General features: G+C 69.4%; 16 protein-coding genes. 5 read left to right on the top strand and 11 right to left on the bottom strand.

Annotated elements, in window-relative coordinates:
• Position 1: 1 nt before the first annotated feature.
• Positions 2-298 carry a winged helix-turn-helix domain-containing protein gene (locus tag C1707_RS23630; RefSeq protein ID WP_101711404.1) on the top strand — a complete coding sequence of 99 codons (297 nt, stop codon included), beginning with the start codon at positions 2-4 and terminating at the stop codon, positions 296-298.
• 21 nt (positions 299-319) lie between these two features.
• On the opposite strand, the gene C1707_RS23635 is transcribed toward C1707_RS23630, so the two are convergent.
• The 8 genes from C1707_RS23635 to C1707_RS23670 form a co-directional block, all read right to left on the bottom strand.
• Positions 320-1,198 carry a hypothetical protein gene (locus C1707_RS23635; RefSeq protein ID WP_101711405.1) on the bottom strand — a complete coding sequence of 293 codons (879 nt, stop codon included), beginning with the start codon at positions 1,196-1,198 and terminating at the stop codon, positions 320-322.
• Between the two features lie 75 nt (positions 1,199-1,273).
• A complete protein-coding gene (gene rodA / locus C1707_RS23640; RefSeq protein ID WP_101711406.1) occupies positions 1,274-2,431 on the bottom strand; it encodes a rod shape-determining protein RodA in 1,158 nt (385 codons plus the stop codon).
• Positions 2,428-4,467 carry a penicillin-binding protein 2 gene (mrdA, locus tag C1707_RS23645; protein WP_101711407.1) on the bottom strand — a complete coding sequence of 680 codons (2,040 nt, stop codon included), beginning with the start codon at positions 4,465-4,467 and terminating at the stop codon, positions 2,428-2,430. Before mrdA ends, rodA begins: the two co-directional genes overlap by 4 nt.
• A gap of 4 nt (positions 4,468-4,471) precedes the next feature.
• A complete protein-coding gene (locus tag C1707_RS23650) occupies positions 4,472-4,981 on the bottom strand; it encodes a hypothetical protein (RefSeq protein ID WP_101711413.1) in 510 nt (169 codons plus the stop codon).
• Positions 4,978-6,099, bottom strand: a complete 1,122-nt coding sequence (gene mreC, locus C1707_RS23655) for a rod shape-determining protein MreC (RefSeq protein WP_123170802.1) — start codon at positions 6,097-6,099, stop codon at positions 4,978-4,980. Before mreC ends, C1707_RS23650 begins: the two co-directional genes overlap by 4 nt.
• A gap of 49 nt (positions 6,100-6,148) precedes the next feature.
• The gene (locus C1707_RS23660; protein ID WP_010919417.1) at positions 6,149-7,192 is read right to left on the bottom strand and encodes a rod shape-determining protein; all 1,044 of its coding nucleotides are present in this window, start codon (positions 7,190-7,192) and stop codon (positions 6,149-6,151) included.
• 366 nt (positions 7,193-7,558) lie between these two features.
• On the bottom strand, positions 7,559-8,437 hold the full coding sequence (locus tag C1707_RS23665; protein WP_101713726.1) for a DMT family transporter: 879 nt from the start codon (positions 8,435-8,437) through the stop codon (positions 7,559-7,561).
• Complete coding sequence (locus C1707_RS23670; protein ID WP_101713725.1) at positions 8,434-9,018, bottom strand: O-methyltransferase; 585 nt, start codon at positions 9,016-9,018, stop codon at positions 8,434-8,436. The genes C1707_RS23665 and C1707_RS23670 overlap by 4 nt, the downstream gene beginning before the upstream one ends.
• Before the next feature lie 123 nt (positions 9,019-9,141).
• On the opposite strand from C1707_RS23670, the gene C1707_RS23675 reads away from it, so the two are divergent.
• Positions 9,142-9,615: a hypothetical protein gene (locus C1707_RS23675; RefSeq protein ID WP_101713724.1), complete on the top strand. Its 474-nt coding sequence runs from the start codon at positions 9,142-9,144 to the stop codon at positions 9,613-9,615.
• Between the two features lie 42 nt (positions 9,616-9,657).
• Here C1707_RS23675 and C1707_RS23680 read toward each other — a convergent pair whose 3' ends face one another.
• Together C1707_RS23680 and C1707_RS23685 are read right to left on the bottom strand one after the other, a co-directional pair.
• A complete protein-coding gene (locus C1707_RS23680) occupies positions 9,658-11,247 on the bottom strand; it encodes a 2-isopropylmalate synthase (protein WP_101713723.1) in 1,590 nt (529 codons plus the stop codon).
• A 246-nt stretch (positions 11,248-11,493) separates the two neighbouring features.
• A complete protein-coding gene (locus C1707_RS23685) occupies positions 11,494-12,207 on the bottom strand; it encodes a TVP38/TMEM64 family protein (protein ID WP_101713735.1) in 714 nt (237 codons plus the stop codon).
• A 217-nt stretch (positions 12,208-12,424) separates the two neighbouring features.
• Here C1707_RS23685 and C1707_RS23690 point away from each other — a divergent pair, with 217 nt between their 5' ends.
• Together C1707_RS23690 and C1707_RS23695 are read left to right on the top strand one after the other, a co-directional pair.
• Positions 12,425-13,090 carry a ParA family protein gene (locus C1707_RS23690; protein ID WP_101713722.1) on the top strand — a complete coding sequence of 222 codons (666 nt, stop codon included), beginning with the start codon at positions 12,425-12,427 and terminating at the stop codon, positions 13,088-13,090.
• Between the two features lie 62 nt (positions 13,091-13,152).
• Positions 13,153-13,686, top strand: coding sequence for an NADPH-dependent FMN reductase (locus C1707_RS23695; RefSeq protein WP_101713721.1), 534 nt, complete (start codon positions 13,153-13,155; stop codon positions 13,684-13,686).
• A gap of 115 nt (positions 13,687-13,801) precedes the next feature.
• On the opposite strand, the gene C1707_RS23705 is transcribed toward C1707_RS23695, so the two are convergent.
• Positions 13,802-14,386: a hypothetical protein gene (locus C1707_RS23705; protein WP_101713720.1), complete on the bottom strand. Its 585-nt coding sequence runs from the start codon at positions 14,384-14,386 to the stop codon at positions 13,802-13,804.
• 286 nt (positions 14,387-14,672) lie between these two features.
• On the opposite strand from C1707_RS23705, the gene C1707_RS23710 reads away from it, so the two are divergent.
• The gene (locus C1707_RS23710) at positions 14,673-15,875 is read left to right on the top strand and encodes a pyridoxal phosphate-dependent aminotransferase (RefSeq protein WP_101713719.1); all 1,203 of its coding nucleotides are present in this window, start codon (positions 14,673-14,675) and stop codon (positions 15,873-15,875) included.
• The last annotated feature ends 140 nt before the right edge of the window (positions 15,876-16,015 follow it).

Consider the following 16,015-nt stretch of genomic DNA (forward strand, 5'->3'; position numbering starts at 1 on the left):
CATGGCGCAGGCCGACGACCTGATCCACCAGCCCTTGCGCCTGAAGATCATGGCCGCGCTCTATGCCGAGCGCGACCGCGATCCGCCCGAGTTCTCGCGGTTGAAGGCCATCACCCAGGCCACCGACGGCAATCTCGGCAGCCACCTGACCGCCCTGGAGAAGGCCGGCTATGTCGAGATCCTGAAGGACCACGTGGGCAAGCGGCCCCGCACCCGGGCGGCGCTGACGGCGACCGGCGCCAAGGCGTTCCGGGGCCACGTGGCCTATCTGCGGGAACTGGTCGAGGGCATCGACTGACGAAGACGCGGCGGGCGGGGCTTAATGCCCCGCCCCAGCCCGTTCGGCCCGCGCCTTGCGAACCATTTCCATGCTCTTGGCGACACGCTCGGCCTTGCAGGCCTCGTTGCTCTGGCCCTTGGCCTCCAGGTCCACGCACTGGCGGGCGGCGACCATCGGCGGGACCATGTCGATCGGCTCGGACGAGGCGTCGCCGCGGTTCACGACCGCGCGCAGCTTGCCCAGATAGCCCAGCACGCCCCGCTGGCTGGCGACCGCCTCGGGCTCTTGCTCACCCTCCTTGGGCGGGGCCGGCAGGGCAGCGACGAGCTTGTCGATCTCCAGCCTGGCCAGGTCGGCCTTGGCGGCGTCGAACTCGCCTAGTTCGCGACGGGCGTTGGCCGCCCGGCCCTGTATGCCCATCCAGCGAGCGTCGCCCGGCTTGGCCGGCTCGGCCTCGGCGCCTTGCGCGAATTCGCGCTGGTAGCGGGCCTTGCGGACCGGATCCTCGTCGACCTGCCAACTGGCCTGCAGGACCAGCCACAAGGGGTCGCCGTCGCCCTTCAGCGATCGTTCCAGCCAAGCGGCGCGATAGTAGGAGGAGTCGCCGGCCAGGACCTTGTAGGCGTCGGAGGCCAGCAGCGCCGGAAGCTGCTTCAGCTCGGGCTTGGTGAAATCGCGGTACATGACCAGGCCGTTGCCCGGACACACCGGCAGCGGCATCGGGAACTCCCAGCTGCCGTAGGGCTTGCCGTCGGGTCGCTGGCCCCAGGTGCTGTAGGAAGCGGTGCCGGCGTGGGTGAAGCGCTCGCCGCCGACGGCGCACTTCATCTCGATCGGATACGGCGTGCCCGCCTGGGCCGCGCCCGCCAGGCCCGTCGCGAAAGCCGCCGCCGCGGCCATGATCAACCAAGACTTCATGCGTCCCCTCCCTGCAATGAAGAGGAGACTGGCACTCAAATTGACGCACGTAAATAGGAGACGCGGAGGCGTCTCCTACATCAGCGAGCCCTTGCCGCTGGTCACTTCGGTATAGCGGTGCACGCGCACGGCCTGGACGAGGCCAAAGCCGATCATCACCGTCATCATCACGGTGCCGCCGTACGACAGCATCGGCATGGGCACGCCCACCACGGGCGCCAGGCCCATGACCATCGCGCCGTTGATCAGCACGTAGAGGGCGAAGGTCGCCGTCACGCCCGACGCCGCCAGCCTCCCGAAGTGGCTGTGGCTGATCGAGGCGATGCGCAGGGCCATGAAGATCACCACGCCGTACAGCGCCAGCACCCAAAGGCAGCCGACGAAGCCGAACTCCTCGGCCAGGGTGGCGAAGATGAAGTCGGTCTGCTTTTCGGGCAGGAAGTTCAGCTGGCTCTGAGAGCCCAGGCCGAAGCCCTTGCCCAGCAGGCCGCCCGAGCCGAGGGCGATCTTCGACTGGTAGATGTGGTAGCCCGAACCAGACTGGTCGGCCTCGGGGTTGAGGAAGGTCAGCACCCGCTTGCGCTGATAGTCGTGCAGCACGAACAGCACGAAGGGAGGAATGGCCACCAGGGCGCCGATGACGCCGGCGGCGATCACACGCCAGGACAAGCCCGCCAGCACGACGATGGCCAGGCCGGTCATGACGATCAGCATGGCCGTGCCCAGGTCGGGCTGGTGGGCCACCAGCAGCACCGGCGCGCCGATCATCGCCGCCGGCACCAGCAGCCGCCAGGAGAACCGGGCGCTGTCGGCCGACAGGCCGTGGTAGTAGCGGGCCAGGGCCAGCACCACGCCGATCTTCATGATCTCGGACGGCTGGAATCGGAAGCCGCCGATCGACAGCCAGCGCTGGGCGCCCAGCGACACGTCGCCGACCACCTCCACCGCCACCAGCAGCAGCAGGCCGACGCCATAGATCGGATAGGCCAGGGTGAACCAGACCCGCAGGTCGACCATCGCCAGGATGATCATCATGATGAAGTAGAGGCCAAAGCGCAGCAGGTGCTTGTCGGCCCAGGGCTCCCACGAGGCGCCCGCGATCGAGAACAGCATCAGGGCCCCCGAGCCCGCGATCAGGCAGAGGAGCAGGCAGAAGGTCCAGTCGATCTCCATGAACTTGATGATCGGCCGGTCGCGTTCGCCGGGCCGGGAGAGGCCGCCGCTGAGGGTCATATGTGGCCTCCCTGGGGTGGCTGGCCGGTCGTCGGGGTCGCCTCGGGCGGCGGCGGAGCGCCCTCCTCCGGCTCGTCGGGCGCGGCGCCTTCGACGACGCCGTCGGCGGTCTCGACCGGAGCCTCGGGCAGAGGCATGGGACGTTCGATGCGAGCGCGGATCTCCGGATCCTTCAGCAGAGCCACGCGCATCACCTCGCGGGCGCGCGGGGCGCCGGCGGTGGCGCCGCCGAGACCGCCGTGCTCGACCAGCACCGCCACGGCGTAGCGCGGGTCGTCGAAGGGCGCGAAGGCCACGAACAGGTTGTGGTCCTTGAGCTTCCACTGCACCGAGGCGCTGTTGCGGCTCTTGGCCTTGTCGTAGCTGCGGACCTGGGCCGTGCCGGTCTTGCCGGCCATCTGCACGTCGCCCAGGCCCAGCTGGCTCTGGCGATAGGCCGTGCCGCGCACGTCGTTGGCCACCGCCGCCATGCCGCCGCGCACGTAGTCGAGGTGCTCCTTGGAGAACGGCAGGTCGGGCACGTCGGCGCCGCTGGGCTGCTCGACGCCGCCGACCGACTTGATCAGGCGCGGGTTCAGCGCCTTGCGGCCGTTGGCCAGGCGCGCGGTCATCACCGCCAGCTGCAGGGCGTTGACGCTCAGCGCGCCCTGGCCGATGCCGTAGCTGGGGGTCTCGCCCGGAAACCAGATCTGGTTGGCCGGATTGCGCTTGAAGGCGCGCTTCTTCCATTCGCGGTCGGGGACGATGCCCTTCTTCTGGCCAGGAATGCCGATGTCGAAGATCTCGCCGAAGCCCATGCCCCGCGCGGCGGTGGCGATGGCGTCGGGGCCGATCTTCAGCGCCGTCTGGTAGAAGTAGATGTCGCACGAGTTCTTGATGGCGTCGTGCATGTTCTGGGCGCCGTGGCCGCCCTTCTGCCAGCAGCGCCAGGTGCGGCCGCCATAGTACCAGCTGCCCGGGCAGTTGATGCGGATGTTCGGGTCGATGCCCGCGGCCAGGGCCGCCAGGCCCACCGTCGGCTTGAAGGTCGAGCCCGGCGGATAGGTGCCGGTCATCGCCTTGTCGAGCAGCGGCTTGCGCTCGTATTCAGACAGCGCCCGGTACTCCGCGCCCGACAGACCCTTGACGAAGCGGTTGGCGTCGAAGCTGGGAGCCGAGACCATGGCCAGCAGGTCGCCGTTGCGGATGTCCATCACGACGATCGCGCCGCTTTCCTCGCCCATCACCTCGAGGGCGCGGTTCTGGATGTCGGCGTCGAGGGTGAGGCGCACTTCCTTGCCGGGCGTGGCGGGGATGTCGCCGGCCGGGTCCAGGCTGACCACGCGGCCCTGCGCGTCGACCTCGGCCTTGATGGCCCCGGCCCGCCCGCGCAGGTCGAGGTCGAAGGCCTTTTCCACGCCCTGGCGGCCGATGCGGAAGCCGGGGTTGTGCAGCAGCTCCTGGTCCTGGGTCGGATCCTTCTTGGCCGCCTCGACGTCGCGATCGGAGACCTTGGCGACATAGCCGATGACGTGGGCGAAGGCGCCGCCGAACGGATAGACCCGCACCTCGCCCATGTCGGCGCTGATGTTGGGCAGTTCGGGCGCGCGGATGTTGATCCGGGAGAATTCCTCCCAGGTCATGTCCTCCATCACCACGACCGGCGCCTTGCGCGGGGCGTTGTTGATCTCCTTGAGGAGACGGGCCCGACGGCTGCCGTCGATGGGCACCAGGGTCGCCAGGTCGTCGAGCGTCGCCTCGACGTCCATGCCCTTCTCCTTGATCACCATCAGGCGGAAGTTGGGGCGGTTCGAGGCCAGGGCCACGCCGTTGCGATCGAGGATCAGGCCGCGCGGCGGCGGCACCAGGCGGTAGTTGAACTGGTTGCCGGCCGAAAGCTTCTGGTAGCGCTGGGCCTCGACCAGCTGCAGCTGGGCTAGGCGGCCCGTCAGGGTCAGCAGGCCCGCGCCGGCTAGGCCGCCGAGCAGGAACGCGCGACGGTGGAACACCCCCTGCCGCTCGTTGACCTCGAAGAAGAAGATCGACGGTTCGCTCATCGCCTCACCGGAACCGGACGTCGGCGTCTTCGAAGCGATCGATCAGCCGGTGAGCGAACGGGAACAGCAGCGCCGTGGCCAGGAACTGCCAGAACACGGCCACCAGGCTGGGCATGGCCAGGCTGTCCATCATCGTGAACAGGAAGCCGGCGGTCATCGACAGCGCGCTGGCGCCGGCGTACCAGGCCCACAGCATCGGCCGGCTCTGGCCGGTCAGCATGTTGCGCGCCGCCAGCACGCTGGCGTAGGCGACCAGCAGCGACAGGCCCCACAGGCCCGTGGGACCGCCCCAGAAGGTGTCGAGGAACAGGCCCAGCAGCAGCAGCGCGAACGGCGCCAGGATCGAGGGCCGGATCACCGCCCAGGCGAAGGCCGGGACCATGGCGAAGACGGGCTCGGGCAGCTGCAGGCCCCACATGCGGATCGGGGCTGCGAACAGGATCGTCGCCAGGATCACGAACAGCATGGGGACGCCCAGCCAGCGCCCCGGGTTGAGGGGCCGGGCGCCGGTCATTGCGGCGTCCGGGCCGGCGCGGTCGCCGGCGTGCTGGTCGAGGGACGGGTCGCGGCGGGCGGCCTGGCCGTCGGCGCTGGCGTCGAGGCGGTCGCGGGCCTGGGCGCGACGGGCCTGGGCGCGGCCGGGGCGGCGCCCGTCGTCGCGGGCGTGCCGGCGGCGGGGGTCGCGGGCGGCGGGGCGGCCGGACGGGCCGGGCCCAGGATCGACTGCTCGGGGTTCTCGGTGATCACCGGCGGCAGCACCTTGGTCGCCAGGGCCTGCTGGTCGGCCAGCTGGGCGAAGTCCTTGAACAGCAGGATGCGGATGTAGTCGATCGAGGTGCTGTCGGCGAACAGCACCACGCGCCAGCGGCCGTCCAGGCCCTTCACGGCCGCGCCCACCGGCAGGCCACGCGGCACGACGCCGCCGTCGCCCGAGGTCACCACGCGGTCGCCCGCCTGGATCGGCTCGGAGCCGCGCAGGTAGTCGAGCTTGGGATTAGGGCCGCCGTCGCCGGTCAGGATGGCGCGCGAGTTGGTGCGGTCGATCATCACCGGCGTGCGCGAGGCGATGTCGGTCAGCAGCAGCACGCGGCTGGCGCCGGGCGCGACGCCGACGATGCGGCCGACGAGGCCGCGCTCGTTCATCACCGGATTGCCGACCACGACGCCCTTTTCCTTGCCGGCGTCGGCCAGGCGGGTGTTGGCAAACGGCCCGCGGCTGTCGGCCACCACGCGGGCGGCGACCATCGGGATGGGCGGATCGGTCTTCAGGCCCAGCAGCGACTTGTAGCGCTCGTTCTCGTCGACGAGGGCCAGGTACTTGTCGCGATAGGTCCGCATCTCCTTGAGCTCGGCCTTCAGGCGCGCGTTCTCGGAGCCGGCGAAGAAGTAGTTGCGCACCGCGTCGACGCCGACGCCGGTCCAGCGGCCGGGCACGGCGATGACGCCGCTGACCGGCTTTGCCACCGTGTCGACCGTCTGGCGGGTGACGCCGTAGGCCTGCTGCTGCAGCGTCTCGCGCCGGTCGGCCAGGAGGAAGGCCACCGCAATCACGACCGCGACGATGAGCGCCACGGCCGCGGTCCAGGTGAGCGGCACTTTCAGGTCGCCGAGCGGACCTTCGCGAAAGGGCACGAACTGTTCTCCTGGCGCCCCCCGGCGCCGATACGGATTGTACTAGGGCTTAGGCGAGGGTGGATTCCAGGACGCCCTTCATCCACTTGGGATGCTCGAGCACCTTGCCGCAGCCCAGGGCCACGCACGACAGCGGATCGTCGGCCACGGTCACCGGCAGGCCGGTGTGGTCGCGGATCTCGGCGTCCAGGCCGCGCAGCAGCGCGCCGCCGCCGGTCAGCATGATGCCCTTGTCGGCGATGTCGCTGGCCAGTTCCGGCGGAGTGGCTTCCAGGGCCACCTTCACGGCTTCCACGATCTGCCCGACCGGCTCGGCCAGGGCGTCGGCGGCCTGCTTTTCCGAGATGCGGACTTCGCGCGGCACGCCCTGCATCAGGTCGCGGCCCTTGACGTCGATCGACAGGCCTTCGCCGTCGGCCGGCGCACGGGCGGTGCCGATTTCCTTCTTGATGCGCTCGGCGGTCGTCTCGCCGATCAGCAGGTTATGGTGGCGACGCATGTAGCTGATGATCGCCTCGTCCATCTTGTCGCCGCCGACGCGGACCGAGCGCGAATAGACGATGCCCGACAGCGACAGCACGGCCACCTCGGTGGTGCCGCCGCCGATGTCGACGACCATCGAGCCGGTCGGCTCGTGGATCGGCAGTCCCGCGCCGATGGCGGCGGCCATCGGCTCGTCGATCAGGCCGACGCGGCGGGCGCCGGCGTTCAGGCAGCTGTCGTTGATGGCGCGACGTTCCACGGCGGTGGCGCCCGACGGCACGCACACGATCACCTTCGGGTTCACGAAGCCCTTGCGGTTGTGAACCTTGCGGATGAAGTACTTGATCATCTCCTCGGCGACTTCGAAGTCGGCGATGACGCCGTCGCGCATGGGACGGATGGCTTCCATGTGGCCCGGGGTGCGGCCCAGCATCTGCTTGGCCTCGATGCCCACGGCGTGGACGACCTTGCGGCCGCCGACGTTGCGCAGCGCCACGACGGACGGCTCGTTCAGCACGATGCCCTTGCCCTTCTGATAGATCAGGGTGTTGGCGGTGCCCAGGTCGATGGCGATGTCGTTCGAGATGACGCCGAAGAGGGAAGAGAACATCGAAAACCCTGACTGAGGGGTAGAAGGGGCGAGACGTCAAAAACCACGGAGAAGACCGCGGTGCAGGAGCCCTTTCCGCCGAATGACCGGAGGAGCAGGCGAGAAAAAGGCTCCTACTGCAAATCAGGAAGAGGACAACATGATTCCCCGCGTACGCGGATCATCGTCCCTTCCCGCCTTGCGCCTTCTTGTGGCGACGGGAGCGCCGCCGCCGGGCCGCGCCGTCGTCCAACCACCGGAAGAGTGAGGGAGACGCGCCCGTTTGCACCGCGAAAGCGTTGATTTCAAGGTCTATTCGCCAAGCCTTCTCACCTGTTTCAAACTCGTATGCGAGCCGGCAGGGGGAACGCACAAAAGTGTCGAAAACTAGCCGAGCGCCGCCATGACGACTCCGACGGCCGTAACGGCCCCGGCGACCAGCTGAAACAGGCTCAACCGCTCGGCGAAGAGACGGCGGCCGGCCAGGGCCGCCATCGGCATCTCGACGACGCCCACCGCCCTCACCGGCCCCACCGGCGACAGCGCCATGGCCGTGAACCACAGGCCCGAGGCCGCCGCGCCGCAGAAACCCGCGCCCAGCGACTTGCGCCAGGCGGCCAGCACGGCGACCACGGCGTCGGGATTGCGCACCAGCAGGATCGAGGTCAGCACCACCGACTGGATGGCCTGGACGACCATCACCGTCACGAAGGCCGAATAGGCCAGGTGGGCGGGATCGAAGGTCAGCGAGGCCTGGCGAAAGCAGTTGGCGCTGAGGGCGAACATCGCCCCCGAGCCCAGGCCGGCCAGGACCGCGCCACGCTTGAGCGTGACCGCCCCGCGCGGCCAGGACAGGGCCGCCAGGCCCGCGGTGGCCACCAGGCCGCCGGCCCACTGCATGGCCGTGATCCGGTCGCCGAACAGCAGCGCGCCCCAGACCAGGGCGAACGGCAGGCCGCTCTGCTGCATGGCCGTGCCCAGCGCGAAGGACGAGCGCTGCATGGCGACCAGCAGCGCCGCCGTCGCCGCCATCTGCAGGCCCGCGCCGGCGACGGCGCCCAGCCAGAAACGGGCCGTCAGATTGGCCTGCGGGTCCTTGGTCAGCAGGAAGGCGATCCCGGCGAAGACGATCGCGAACGGCAGGCCGAACAGGAACCGCACGAGGGTTGCGCCCCAAGGGCCCGCCCCGCCCATCACCGAGCGCTGCGCCGCGTTGCGGGCGACCTGCAGGGCCGCGGCGGCGATGGTGATGGGGATCCAGATCATGCCGCTCTCTTGGCCGCCACCAGCACGCCCGAGGCCCAGTCCATGCCGACGATCGCGAAGCGCGGATCGCCCGCCAGGCGCAGCACCAGGTCGTCGACCCGCGCCTGGTGGCCTTCGGGCCAGTTGGGCTGGGGCGACATGTCGTCGACCACGTAGACGCCGCCGACCTGCAGCAGGCGCAGGGCGTCTTCCAGCCCCTCGTACTTGCCCGGCATGGCGTCGGCGAAGATCAGGTCGAAGCCGCCGTCGTTCTGACCGGCCAGATAGGCCGCGCCGTCCTCGGTGATGAAGTCGACGCGCGGATCCTCGCCCAGCACTTCACGCGCCACGGCCTGGACCTCGGGGTTGTTGTCGACGGTGGCCAGGCGTGCGTCCTCGTCCATGCCGTCCAGCAGCCAGGCGGTCGCCGAGCCGGTGCCCGTGCCCATCTCCAGCAGCGCCTTGCGACCGACGGCCAGCGTGCGGAGCATTTCGCCGATGCGCGCCTCGGACGACATGTCGAAGCCGGCCTCGATGGTGCGCCTGGCGATCTCGTGCCAGCGGGGCGGCGAAGCTACGCTGTTTTCCAAGGTCGAACCCATCGATCGGCTCCTTATGCCGCCCTTACGCCGGCGGCGGGTTTACGAATGGCGCCCTGACGCGGGGCGGCGTCAGAACAGCGGGGTTGGCGCACATAAGCTGCGTTTCCTAACAAGGCGTTCACCATGTCTCTCCATCCGCTCCGTCAAGCCGCTCAGTTTCTGCTGGGCGTCCCGACCGACGGTATCGATCCGACGCTCGACCGCATGCTGGAACTGGCCCAGGCCACGCCGCTCTGCTTCGTGGCGGTGACCGGGCCGGACGCCGCCGAGGCCATGGGGCAGCTGTGGCGACGCGGCTACCAGCGGGTGGAAATCGCCCGCCGGGCCACCTGCGCGGCCGCCGACGAGCGCAGCGACGTGCTGCTGGTCGTGGGCTGCCCCACGGCCGACGACATGCGCGCGACCGCAGCCTCGACCCTGGGCCTGCTGCGCCCGGGCGGGGTGATGGTGATCGACGTCGGCGCCGTGGTCGACGCCGAACAGCGCGCCGCGCTGTGCGAAGGCCTGGCACAGCTGGGTCTCGACGTGCAGCCGCAGGCGCACCTCGCCGCCGAGATCCTGGCGACGCGTCGCTGGGGCTGGCGCAAGGCGGCCTGAGACCGCCCTACCCCGTCACGAACGGAAGACCGCCAGCGAGCCTCAGAAGCCGCTGGCGATGGCCGCCGGCGCGCTCTTCTCCTTGCGGGCGAAGAGGTTGTTGAGGGCGTTGACGTAGGCCTTGGCCGAGGCGGTCAGGGTGTCGGTGTCGGCGGCCGCGCCGGTGGCGATGCGGCCGTCCTCTTCCAGGCGCACCGAGACCTGGGCCTGGGCGTCGGTGCCTTCGGTGACCGCGTGCACCTGGAACAGGCGCAGGGCGGCGCTGTGGGGCACGATCTTGTGGATCGCGTTGAACACCGCGTCGACCGGACCATCGCCCGAGGCCTCGGCGCTCTTGGCCTGGCCGTCGACGTCCAGGGTCAGTTCGGCCGACTGGCCTTCGGTGCCGGCCACGACGCGCAGGTGCGAGACGCGGATCTTCTCCGAGCCGCGCGCCAGGGCGTCGTCGACCAGGGCGATGATGTCGTCGTCGTAGACGTGCTTCTTGCGGTCGGCCAGATCCTTGAAGCGGCCGAAGGCCTCCTTCAGGGCGTTCTGGCCCAGCTCGTAGCCCAGGTCCTTCAGCTTGGCGCGGAAGGCGTGGCTGCCCGAGTGCTTGCCCATGACCAGGCTGGACGGCGCCTGGCCGACCGATTCCGGAGTCATGATCTCGTAGGTCTCGCGGTTCTTGAGCATGCCGTCCTGGTGGATGCCGCTCTCGTGCGCGAAGGCGTTCTTGCCGACGATGGCCTTGTTGTACTGCACCGGGAAGCCGGTGATGGCCGATACGTAGCGGCTGGCGCGGGTGATGTGGGTGGTGTCGATGCCGGTCTGGAAGGGCAGCTTGTCGCCGCGCACCTTCAGGGCCATCACCACCTCTTCCAGCGCGGCGTTGCCGGCGCGCTCGCCCAGGCCGTTGATGGCGCACTCGATCTGGCGGGCGCCGCCCTGCACGCCGGCCAGGCTGTTGGCCACGGCCAGGCCCAGGTCGTTGTGGCAGTGGGTCGAGAAGATCACCTTGTCGGCGCCCTCGACGTTGTTGACCATCCAGTTGAACAGGTCGGCGTATTCCGACGGATAGGTGTAGCCCACCGTGTCGGGCAGGTTGATCGTCGTGGCCCCGGCCTTGATGGCGGTCTCGATGGCGCGACGCAGGAACTGGCGGTCGCTGCGGGTGGCGTCCTCGGCCGACCACTCGACGTCGTCGCGCAGGTTGCGGGCGTGGGTCACCGAGCGGGCGATCACGTCGATGACGGCGTCGGGCTCCATCTGCAGCTTGTGCTTCATGTGCAGGTCGGAGGTGGCGATCACCACGTGGATGCGGCCGCGCTGGGTGGGGCGCAGGGCCTCGGCGCAGCGCTCGATATCCACCTGGTGGGCGCGGCACAGGCCGGCGATGGTCGAGTTCCTGACGATCTTGGCGATCTCGTTGACCGACTGGAAGTCGCCGTTCGAGGCGATCGGGAAGCCGGCCTCGATGATGTCGACCCCCATCTCCTCGAGGATCTTGGCCAGCTCCAGCTTCTCTTCCAGCGACATCGAGGCGCCGGGCGACTGTTCGCCGTCGCGCATGGTGGTGTCGAAGATGACGACGTTGTCGCGACCCGAACCGATCTTGGAATCAGCGGCGACGGGCGAGATGGGGGCGGTCATGGAGGTGTCTTTCGCGAGGTCCGGAGGGCTGAAGGGTTGTTGTCCCCTGAGCGACCGGCCGCGACGATACGTACGCGCGGCTAGACGGACGCCCAGGGGCGGCTAAGCCCCAGCGCAAGGAGAAGAAGGTTGTCGCGTTCGCGGCACATGCGGGTTGTATTACCCAAACCCGCCAATTCCAGCAAGCCGTTTGCTCACAAGGCAGTCAATTCGCCGCGCCAGAGGCAATAAATACCCCAAACCAAACTATTGGTCAGCTTGTTCTTCCTTGGCCTTCAGCCAATTGCGGGCGACCCAACCCGCGCCGATCCAGATCGCGGCCGCCACGACCAGCAGGATCACGTGCTGCACGCCCCCGCCCCGCATCGCCTGGACGATGGTGTTGCCGGCGAAGGCGGTCAGGGCGATCTTCGGGATGATGCCGATGGCCGTGCCGCCGACGAAGTCGCGCACCCGCATCGGGGTGACGCCGGCGGCCATGTTGACGACGATGAACGGCGCCGAGGGCACCAGGCGCACGATCAGGCTGGCCATGAAGCCGTTCTTGCCGATCAGCTTCATGAACTTGTGCACGCCGTCGCTGGGCAGGCTGGCCAGCATCTTGCCGCCGAACGCCCGGCCCACCCAGAAGCCGACCATCGACGAGACCAGCGTGCCGATCCAGCTGTAGGCGAAGCCGGTCCAGGGCCCGAAGGCCACCACCGCCGCGGCGATCAGCACGAACTGCGGCACGCCGACGAAGGCCAGGGCCGCGAAGGCGCCGACGGCCACCGGCAGGGCCCAGGGACCATGGGCGGCGGTCAGCCAGTGCTCGACCGTGGTCTCGCCGTCGAGGCCCAGCAGCTGGGCGCCGAACAGGAAGACGATCCCCACCCCGCCGAACAGCACGAAGGAGACGGCCACCGCGCGCCAGGCGCGGGCGTCCATGTTGGTGAAGAAATCGATGAGACGGCGGATGATCACGGCCCCTGCCTCGCGCATGGCTATCGCCGGGTCAAGCGCCGCGATGGCGTCAAAAGCGTGGCCGCTGCGCATTCGCGGCCAAACTTCGCCGTTCAGGCGGGCGCCGGCGAGCGGATTCCCCCTTCACGACATTTACGTTGCGATAACGTCGTAGAGCGACGCTAGTTATCCACAGGCCTGCAGGGGGACGCGGGCGCTTGTTGAGGAAACGCACGTGAAGACCCTGGCCGTCATCTCGCGCAAGGGGGGCGCGGGCAAGACCACGCTTTCCGTCAATCTGGCGATCGCCGCCCATCTGGCCGGCTGCCGCACCATCCTGGCCGACATCGATCCGCAGCGCTCGGCGTCGGACGTGCTGCGCGGCCGCGAGGCCGACGGCCCCGGTCTGCTGGAGAGCAGCGCCGGCAAGCTGTTCCAGGCCCGCTACCACGCCGAGCACGAGCGGCTGGACCTGATGCTGATCGACACCCCCGCCTCGCCCGAGGCCGACGTCGTCACCGCCATCAACACTGCCGACCTGTGCCTGCTGGTCTGCCGCCCCACCTTTCTCGACATCGCCGCGGTCGCCCGCTCGGCCGAGGCCGTTCGGCGCCTGGGCAAGAACGGCCTGATCGTCATCAACCAGGCGCCGGCCAAGCGCGCCGGCCAGGAGCCGGCCAGCGTGGTCAAGGCCGCCGAGACCCTGCGCTTCTGCGGCCTGCCGCTGGCGGCCGTCGGCCTGCGCTCGCGCGCGGCGTTCCAGCAGTCGATCGCCCACGGCCGCTCGGTGCTGGAATGGGAGCCCGGCGGCGCCGCGGCCCAGGAGATCGGCCGCCTATGGGTCCAGGTCGCCGGCCAACTGGCCCTGCCGCTGGCCGCCCCGGCCGCCCGCGCCAGCTGAACCTTGCCCCCGCCGCCGCCCGGCGGGCATGGTCGCGCCTCCTGTCGTCATCGGAGTCGCGCATGAACCTTCTCGCCTTCTCAGGCAGCCTGCGGGCCGGCTCGTTCAACACCGCCCTGCTCCGCGCGGCGCAAGGGCTCGCGCCCGACGGCGTGTCGATCACCCTGTTCTCGCTGCGCGACCTGCCGTTCTTCGACCAGGACCTCGAGGCCGAGGGCGACCCGGCCGCGGTTGTGGCCTGGAAGGAGGCCGTGCGCGCGGCCGACGGCCTGCTGATCGCCTGCCCTGAGTACAACGGCGGCGTCACCGGCGTGCTGAAGAACGCCGTCGACTGGGCCTCGCGCGGCAAGCCCGCGCCGCTGGCCGGCAAGCGGTGCTGCGTGGTCGGCGCGTCGCCAGGCATGACCGGCACGGTTCGCGCCCAGGACGCCCTGCGCCTGTCGCTACGCCGCGCCGGGGCCCGCGCCGAGCCACAGGGCGACGTACTGGTCGGCCAGGCCCACGCCAAGATCGAGGACGGGATCCTGACCGACGAACGCACGATCGAGGCGCTGCGCCGGCACCTGGCCGAGTTCGTGGAGATCTTGCGGGGCTGAGCCAAAATCCTCCCCCCTCTGGGGGAGGTGGCCCAGAGGGCCGGAGGGGGCCAGCGCGGTGCTCTCCCCCTCAGTCGCTTCGCGACAGCTCCCCGGAGGGGGAGCATCTTGCCCCCTATTTCACCTGCGACGGGTCGTAGTTGGCGCCGAAGTCGAGCACGAACAGCGGTCCCAGCACCACGGTCTGCTTGCTCGAACCCAGGTGCAGCGACACCGCCGCCCCGCCTTTGTCGGCGTCCATCGCGGCGCGGCCGCTGACGGTGTAGATCTTCCACTCGGCGCTATCGACCTTGACGGCCCCGCCCTCGACGATGCCGCCCCAGGGCTCGGCCGACTGCTGGACGCGGACATTGGTCACCGTGGCGGCCGGCGCGCCGCCCTCGACGGCCTCGGCCCTGGCCCAGAAGGCCACGGTGATGACGTCGCCCTTGGCGATCTTGCCGTTCACCGCCTGGCTGCCCGAGACCCGCCACGCGGCCGCCGGATCGGGCGTGGCCACGGCCACCCGCACCCCGCCGCCGCCCACCACCGCCTTGTCCTTGACGTAGGCGTTGGTCTGGCCGGGCCCGTAGACGTTCCAGGCCGTCGACGGCTTGTTGATGGCGTACTTCATGATTCCCTCGTCGGCCGCCGTGGCGACCGGCGCGGACAGCGACAGGGCGAGCGCCGCGACGGCGGCCCCGAGAATTGTCTTGTTCATTGGCTTCCCCCTTCCGAAAGGCATGATCTTGCTCGCCCGCGCGATGCGGACGAACGGCCGTCTCCTTCCCTGGGGGATCGTCGAAGATGCTCCGACCACGTCCCCCGACGCGGGGTTCCGTCGTGCGCGCTACGGAACCTTGTTTTTCGATGTTAGCGGTAGCAAGGCCACCACAACCTGGCAAGAAGCAGCGCTTTCAGGGCGCTGCCGCGTTGCGCCGCGAGGGGGTCGGGCGTAAAGACCGCCGCAATCCTGAAACCGGTCCTTTCCAGGGGAGTCCAAGACAATGTCGCTCGAGTCCGCCGCCCTGCGGCGCATCGCACCGTCGGCCACCATCGCCATCAGCGCCAAGGCGCGCGCGCTGAAAGCCGCCGGTCGCGACGTGATCGCCCTTTCGGCCGGCGAACCGGACTTCGACACCCCGGACAACATCAAGGACGCGGCCATCGCCGCCATCAAGGCCGGCAAGACCAAGTACACCGACCCCGACGGCATGCCCGAGCTGAAGGCGGCCATCTGCGCCAAGTTCAAGCGCGAGAACGGCCTGGAGTACAAGCCGAGCCAGGTGCACGTCGCCCCGGGCGGCAAGCCAGTGATCTACAACGCCTTCGTCGCCACCCTGAACCCGGGCGACGAGGTCATCATCCCCGCCCCGTACTGGGTGTCGTACCCCGACATGACCCTGCTAGCCGGCGGCACGCCGGTGTCGGTGGAGACCACCGCCGAGAGCGGTTTCAAGATCACGCCTGCGGCCCTGGAAGCGGCGATCACGCCCAAGTCCAAGTGGCTGATCATCAACAGCCCGTCCAACCCCTCGGGCGGCGCCTACACGCGCGCCGAACTGCAGGCGATCGCCGACGTGCTGCTCCGGCACCCGCACGTCTGGGTGCTGACCGACGACATGTACGAGCACCTGGTGTTCGACGACTTCGAGTTCACCACCATCGCCCAGGTCGAGCCCAAGCTCTACGACCGCACCCTGACGATGAACGGCGTCTCGAAGGGCTATTCGATGACCGGCTGGCGCATCGGCTACGCCGCGGGTCCCGAGGCGCTGATCAAGGCCATGGGCAAGATGATCAGCCAGACGACCTCGAACCCCTGCTCGATCAGCCAGTGGGCGGCGCTGGAGGCCCTCAACGGCCCGCAGGACTTCATCAAGCCGAACGCCACGCTGTTCCAGGAGCGCCGCGATCTGGTCGTGTCGATGCTGAACCAGGCCACCGGCCTGCACTGCCCCACTCCGGAAGGCGCCTTCTACGTCTATCCCTCGTGCGCGGGCCTGATCGGCAAGACCGCCCCCTCGGGCAAGGTCATCGAGAGCGACGAGGACTTCGCCGTCGAACTGCTGGAGACCGAGGGCGTGGCCGTGGTGCATGGCGCGGCCTTCGGCCTGTCGCCGTTCTTCCGCATCAGCTACGCCACCAGCAACGACGTGCTGGAAGACGCCTGCTCGCGCATCCAGCGCTTCTGCGCCAACGTGAAGTAGGCGTTGGTTAGAGCGCTAGATTGTGGATCTGGCGGTGTAATCGAAGGGGACCAGCCGGCGGCTGGTCCCTTTTTCGTTTGAACGGCCGTGCGTCCTTCGAGGCCCGCTTCGCGGGCGCCTCAGGATGAGGAATTCAGCGC

It is taken from the genome of Caulobacter flavus (assembly GCF_003722335.1).
GTDB lineage: Bacteria > Pseudomonadota > Alphaproteobacteria > Caulobacterales > Caulobacteraceae > Caulobacter > Caulobacter flavus.

Excerpts from the sequence above, each read along its gene's own strand:
- C1707_RS23630 (WP_101711404.1), top strand. The coding sequence starts at position 2 with ATGGCGCAGGCCGACGACCTGATCCACCAGCCCTTGCGCCTGAAGATC.
- C1707_RS23635 (WP_101711405.1), bottom strand. The coding sequence starts at position 1,198 with ATGAAGTCTTGGTTGATCATGGCCGCGGCGGCGGCTTTCGCGACGGGC.
- rodA (WP_101711406.1), bottom strand. The coding sequence starts at position 2,431 with ATGACCCTCAGCGGCGGCCTCTCCCGGCCCGGCGAACGCGACCGGCCG.
- mrdA (WP_101711407.1), bottom strand. The coding sequence starts at position 4,467 with ATGAGCGAACCGTCGATCTTCTTCTTCGAGGTCAACGAGCGGCAGGGG.
- C1707_RS23650 (WP_101711413.1), bottom strand. The coding sequence starts at position 4,981 with ATGACCGGCGCCCGGCCCCTCAACCCGGGGCGCTGGCTGGGCGTCCCC.
- C1707_RS23660 (WP_010919417.1), bottom strand. The coding sequence starts at position 7,192 with ATGTTCTCTTCCCTCTTCGGCGTCATCTCGAACGACATCGCCATCGAC.
- C1707_RS23665 (WP_101713726.1), bottom strand. The coding sequence starts at position 8,437 with ATGATCTGGATCCCCATCACCATCGCCGCCGCGGCCCTGCAGGTCGCC.
- C1707_RS23670 (WP_101713725.1), bottom strand. The coding sequence starts at position 9,018 with ATGGGTTCGACCTTGGAAAACAGCGTAGCTTCGCCGCCCCGCTGGCAC.
- C1707_RS23675 (WP_101713724.1), top strand. The coding sequence starts at position 9,142 with ATGTCTCTCCATCCGCTCCGTCAAGCCGCTCAGTTTCTGCTGGGCGTC.
- C1707_RS23680 (WP_101713723.1), bottom strand. The coding sequence starts at position 11,247 with ATGACCGCCCCCATCTCGCCCGTCGCCGCTGATTCCAAGATCGGTTCG.
- C1707_RS23695 (WP_101713721.1), top strand. The coding sequence starts at position 13,153 with ATGAACCTTCTCGCCTTCTCAGGCAGCCTGCGGGCCGGCTCGTTCAAC.
- C1707_RS23705 (WP_101713720.1), bottom strand. The coding sequence starts at position 14,386 with ATGAACAAGACAATTCTCGGGGCCGCCGTCGCGGCGCTCGCCCTGTCG.
- C1707_RS23710 (WP_101713719.1), top strand. The coding sequence starts at position 14,673 with ATGTCGCTCGAGTCCGCCGCCCTGCGGCGCATCGCACCGTCGGCCACC.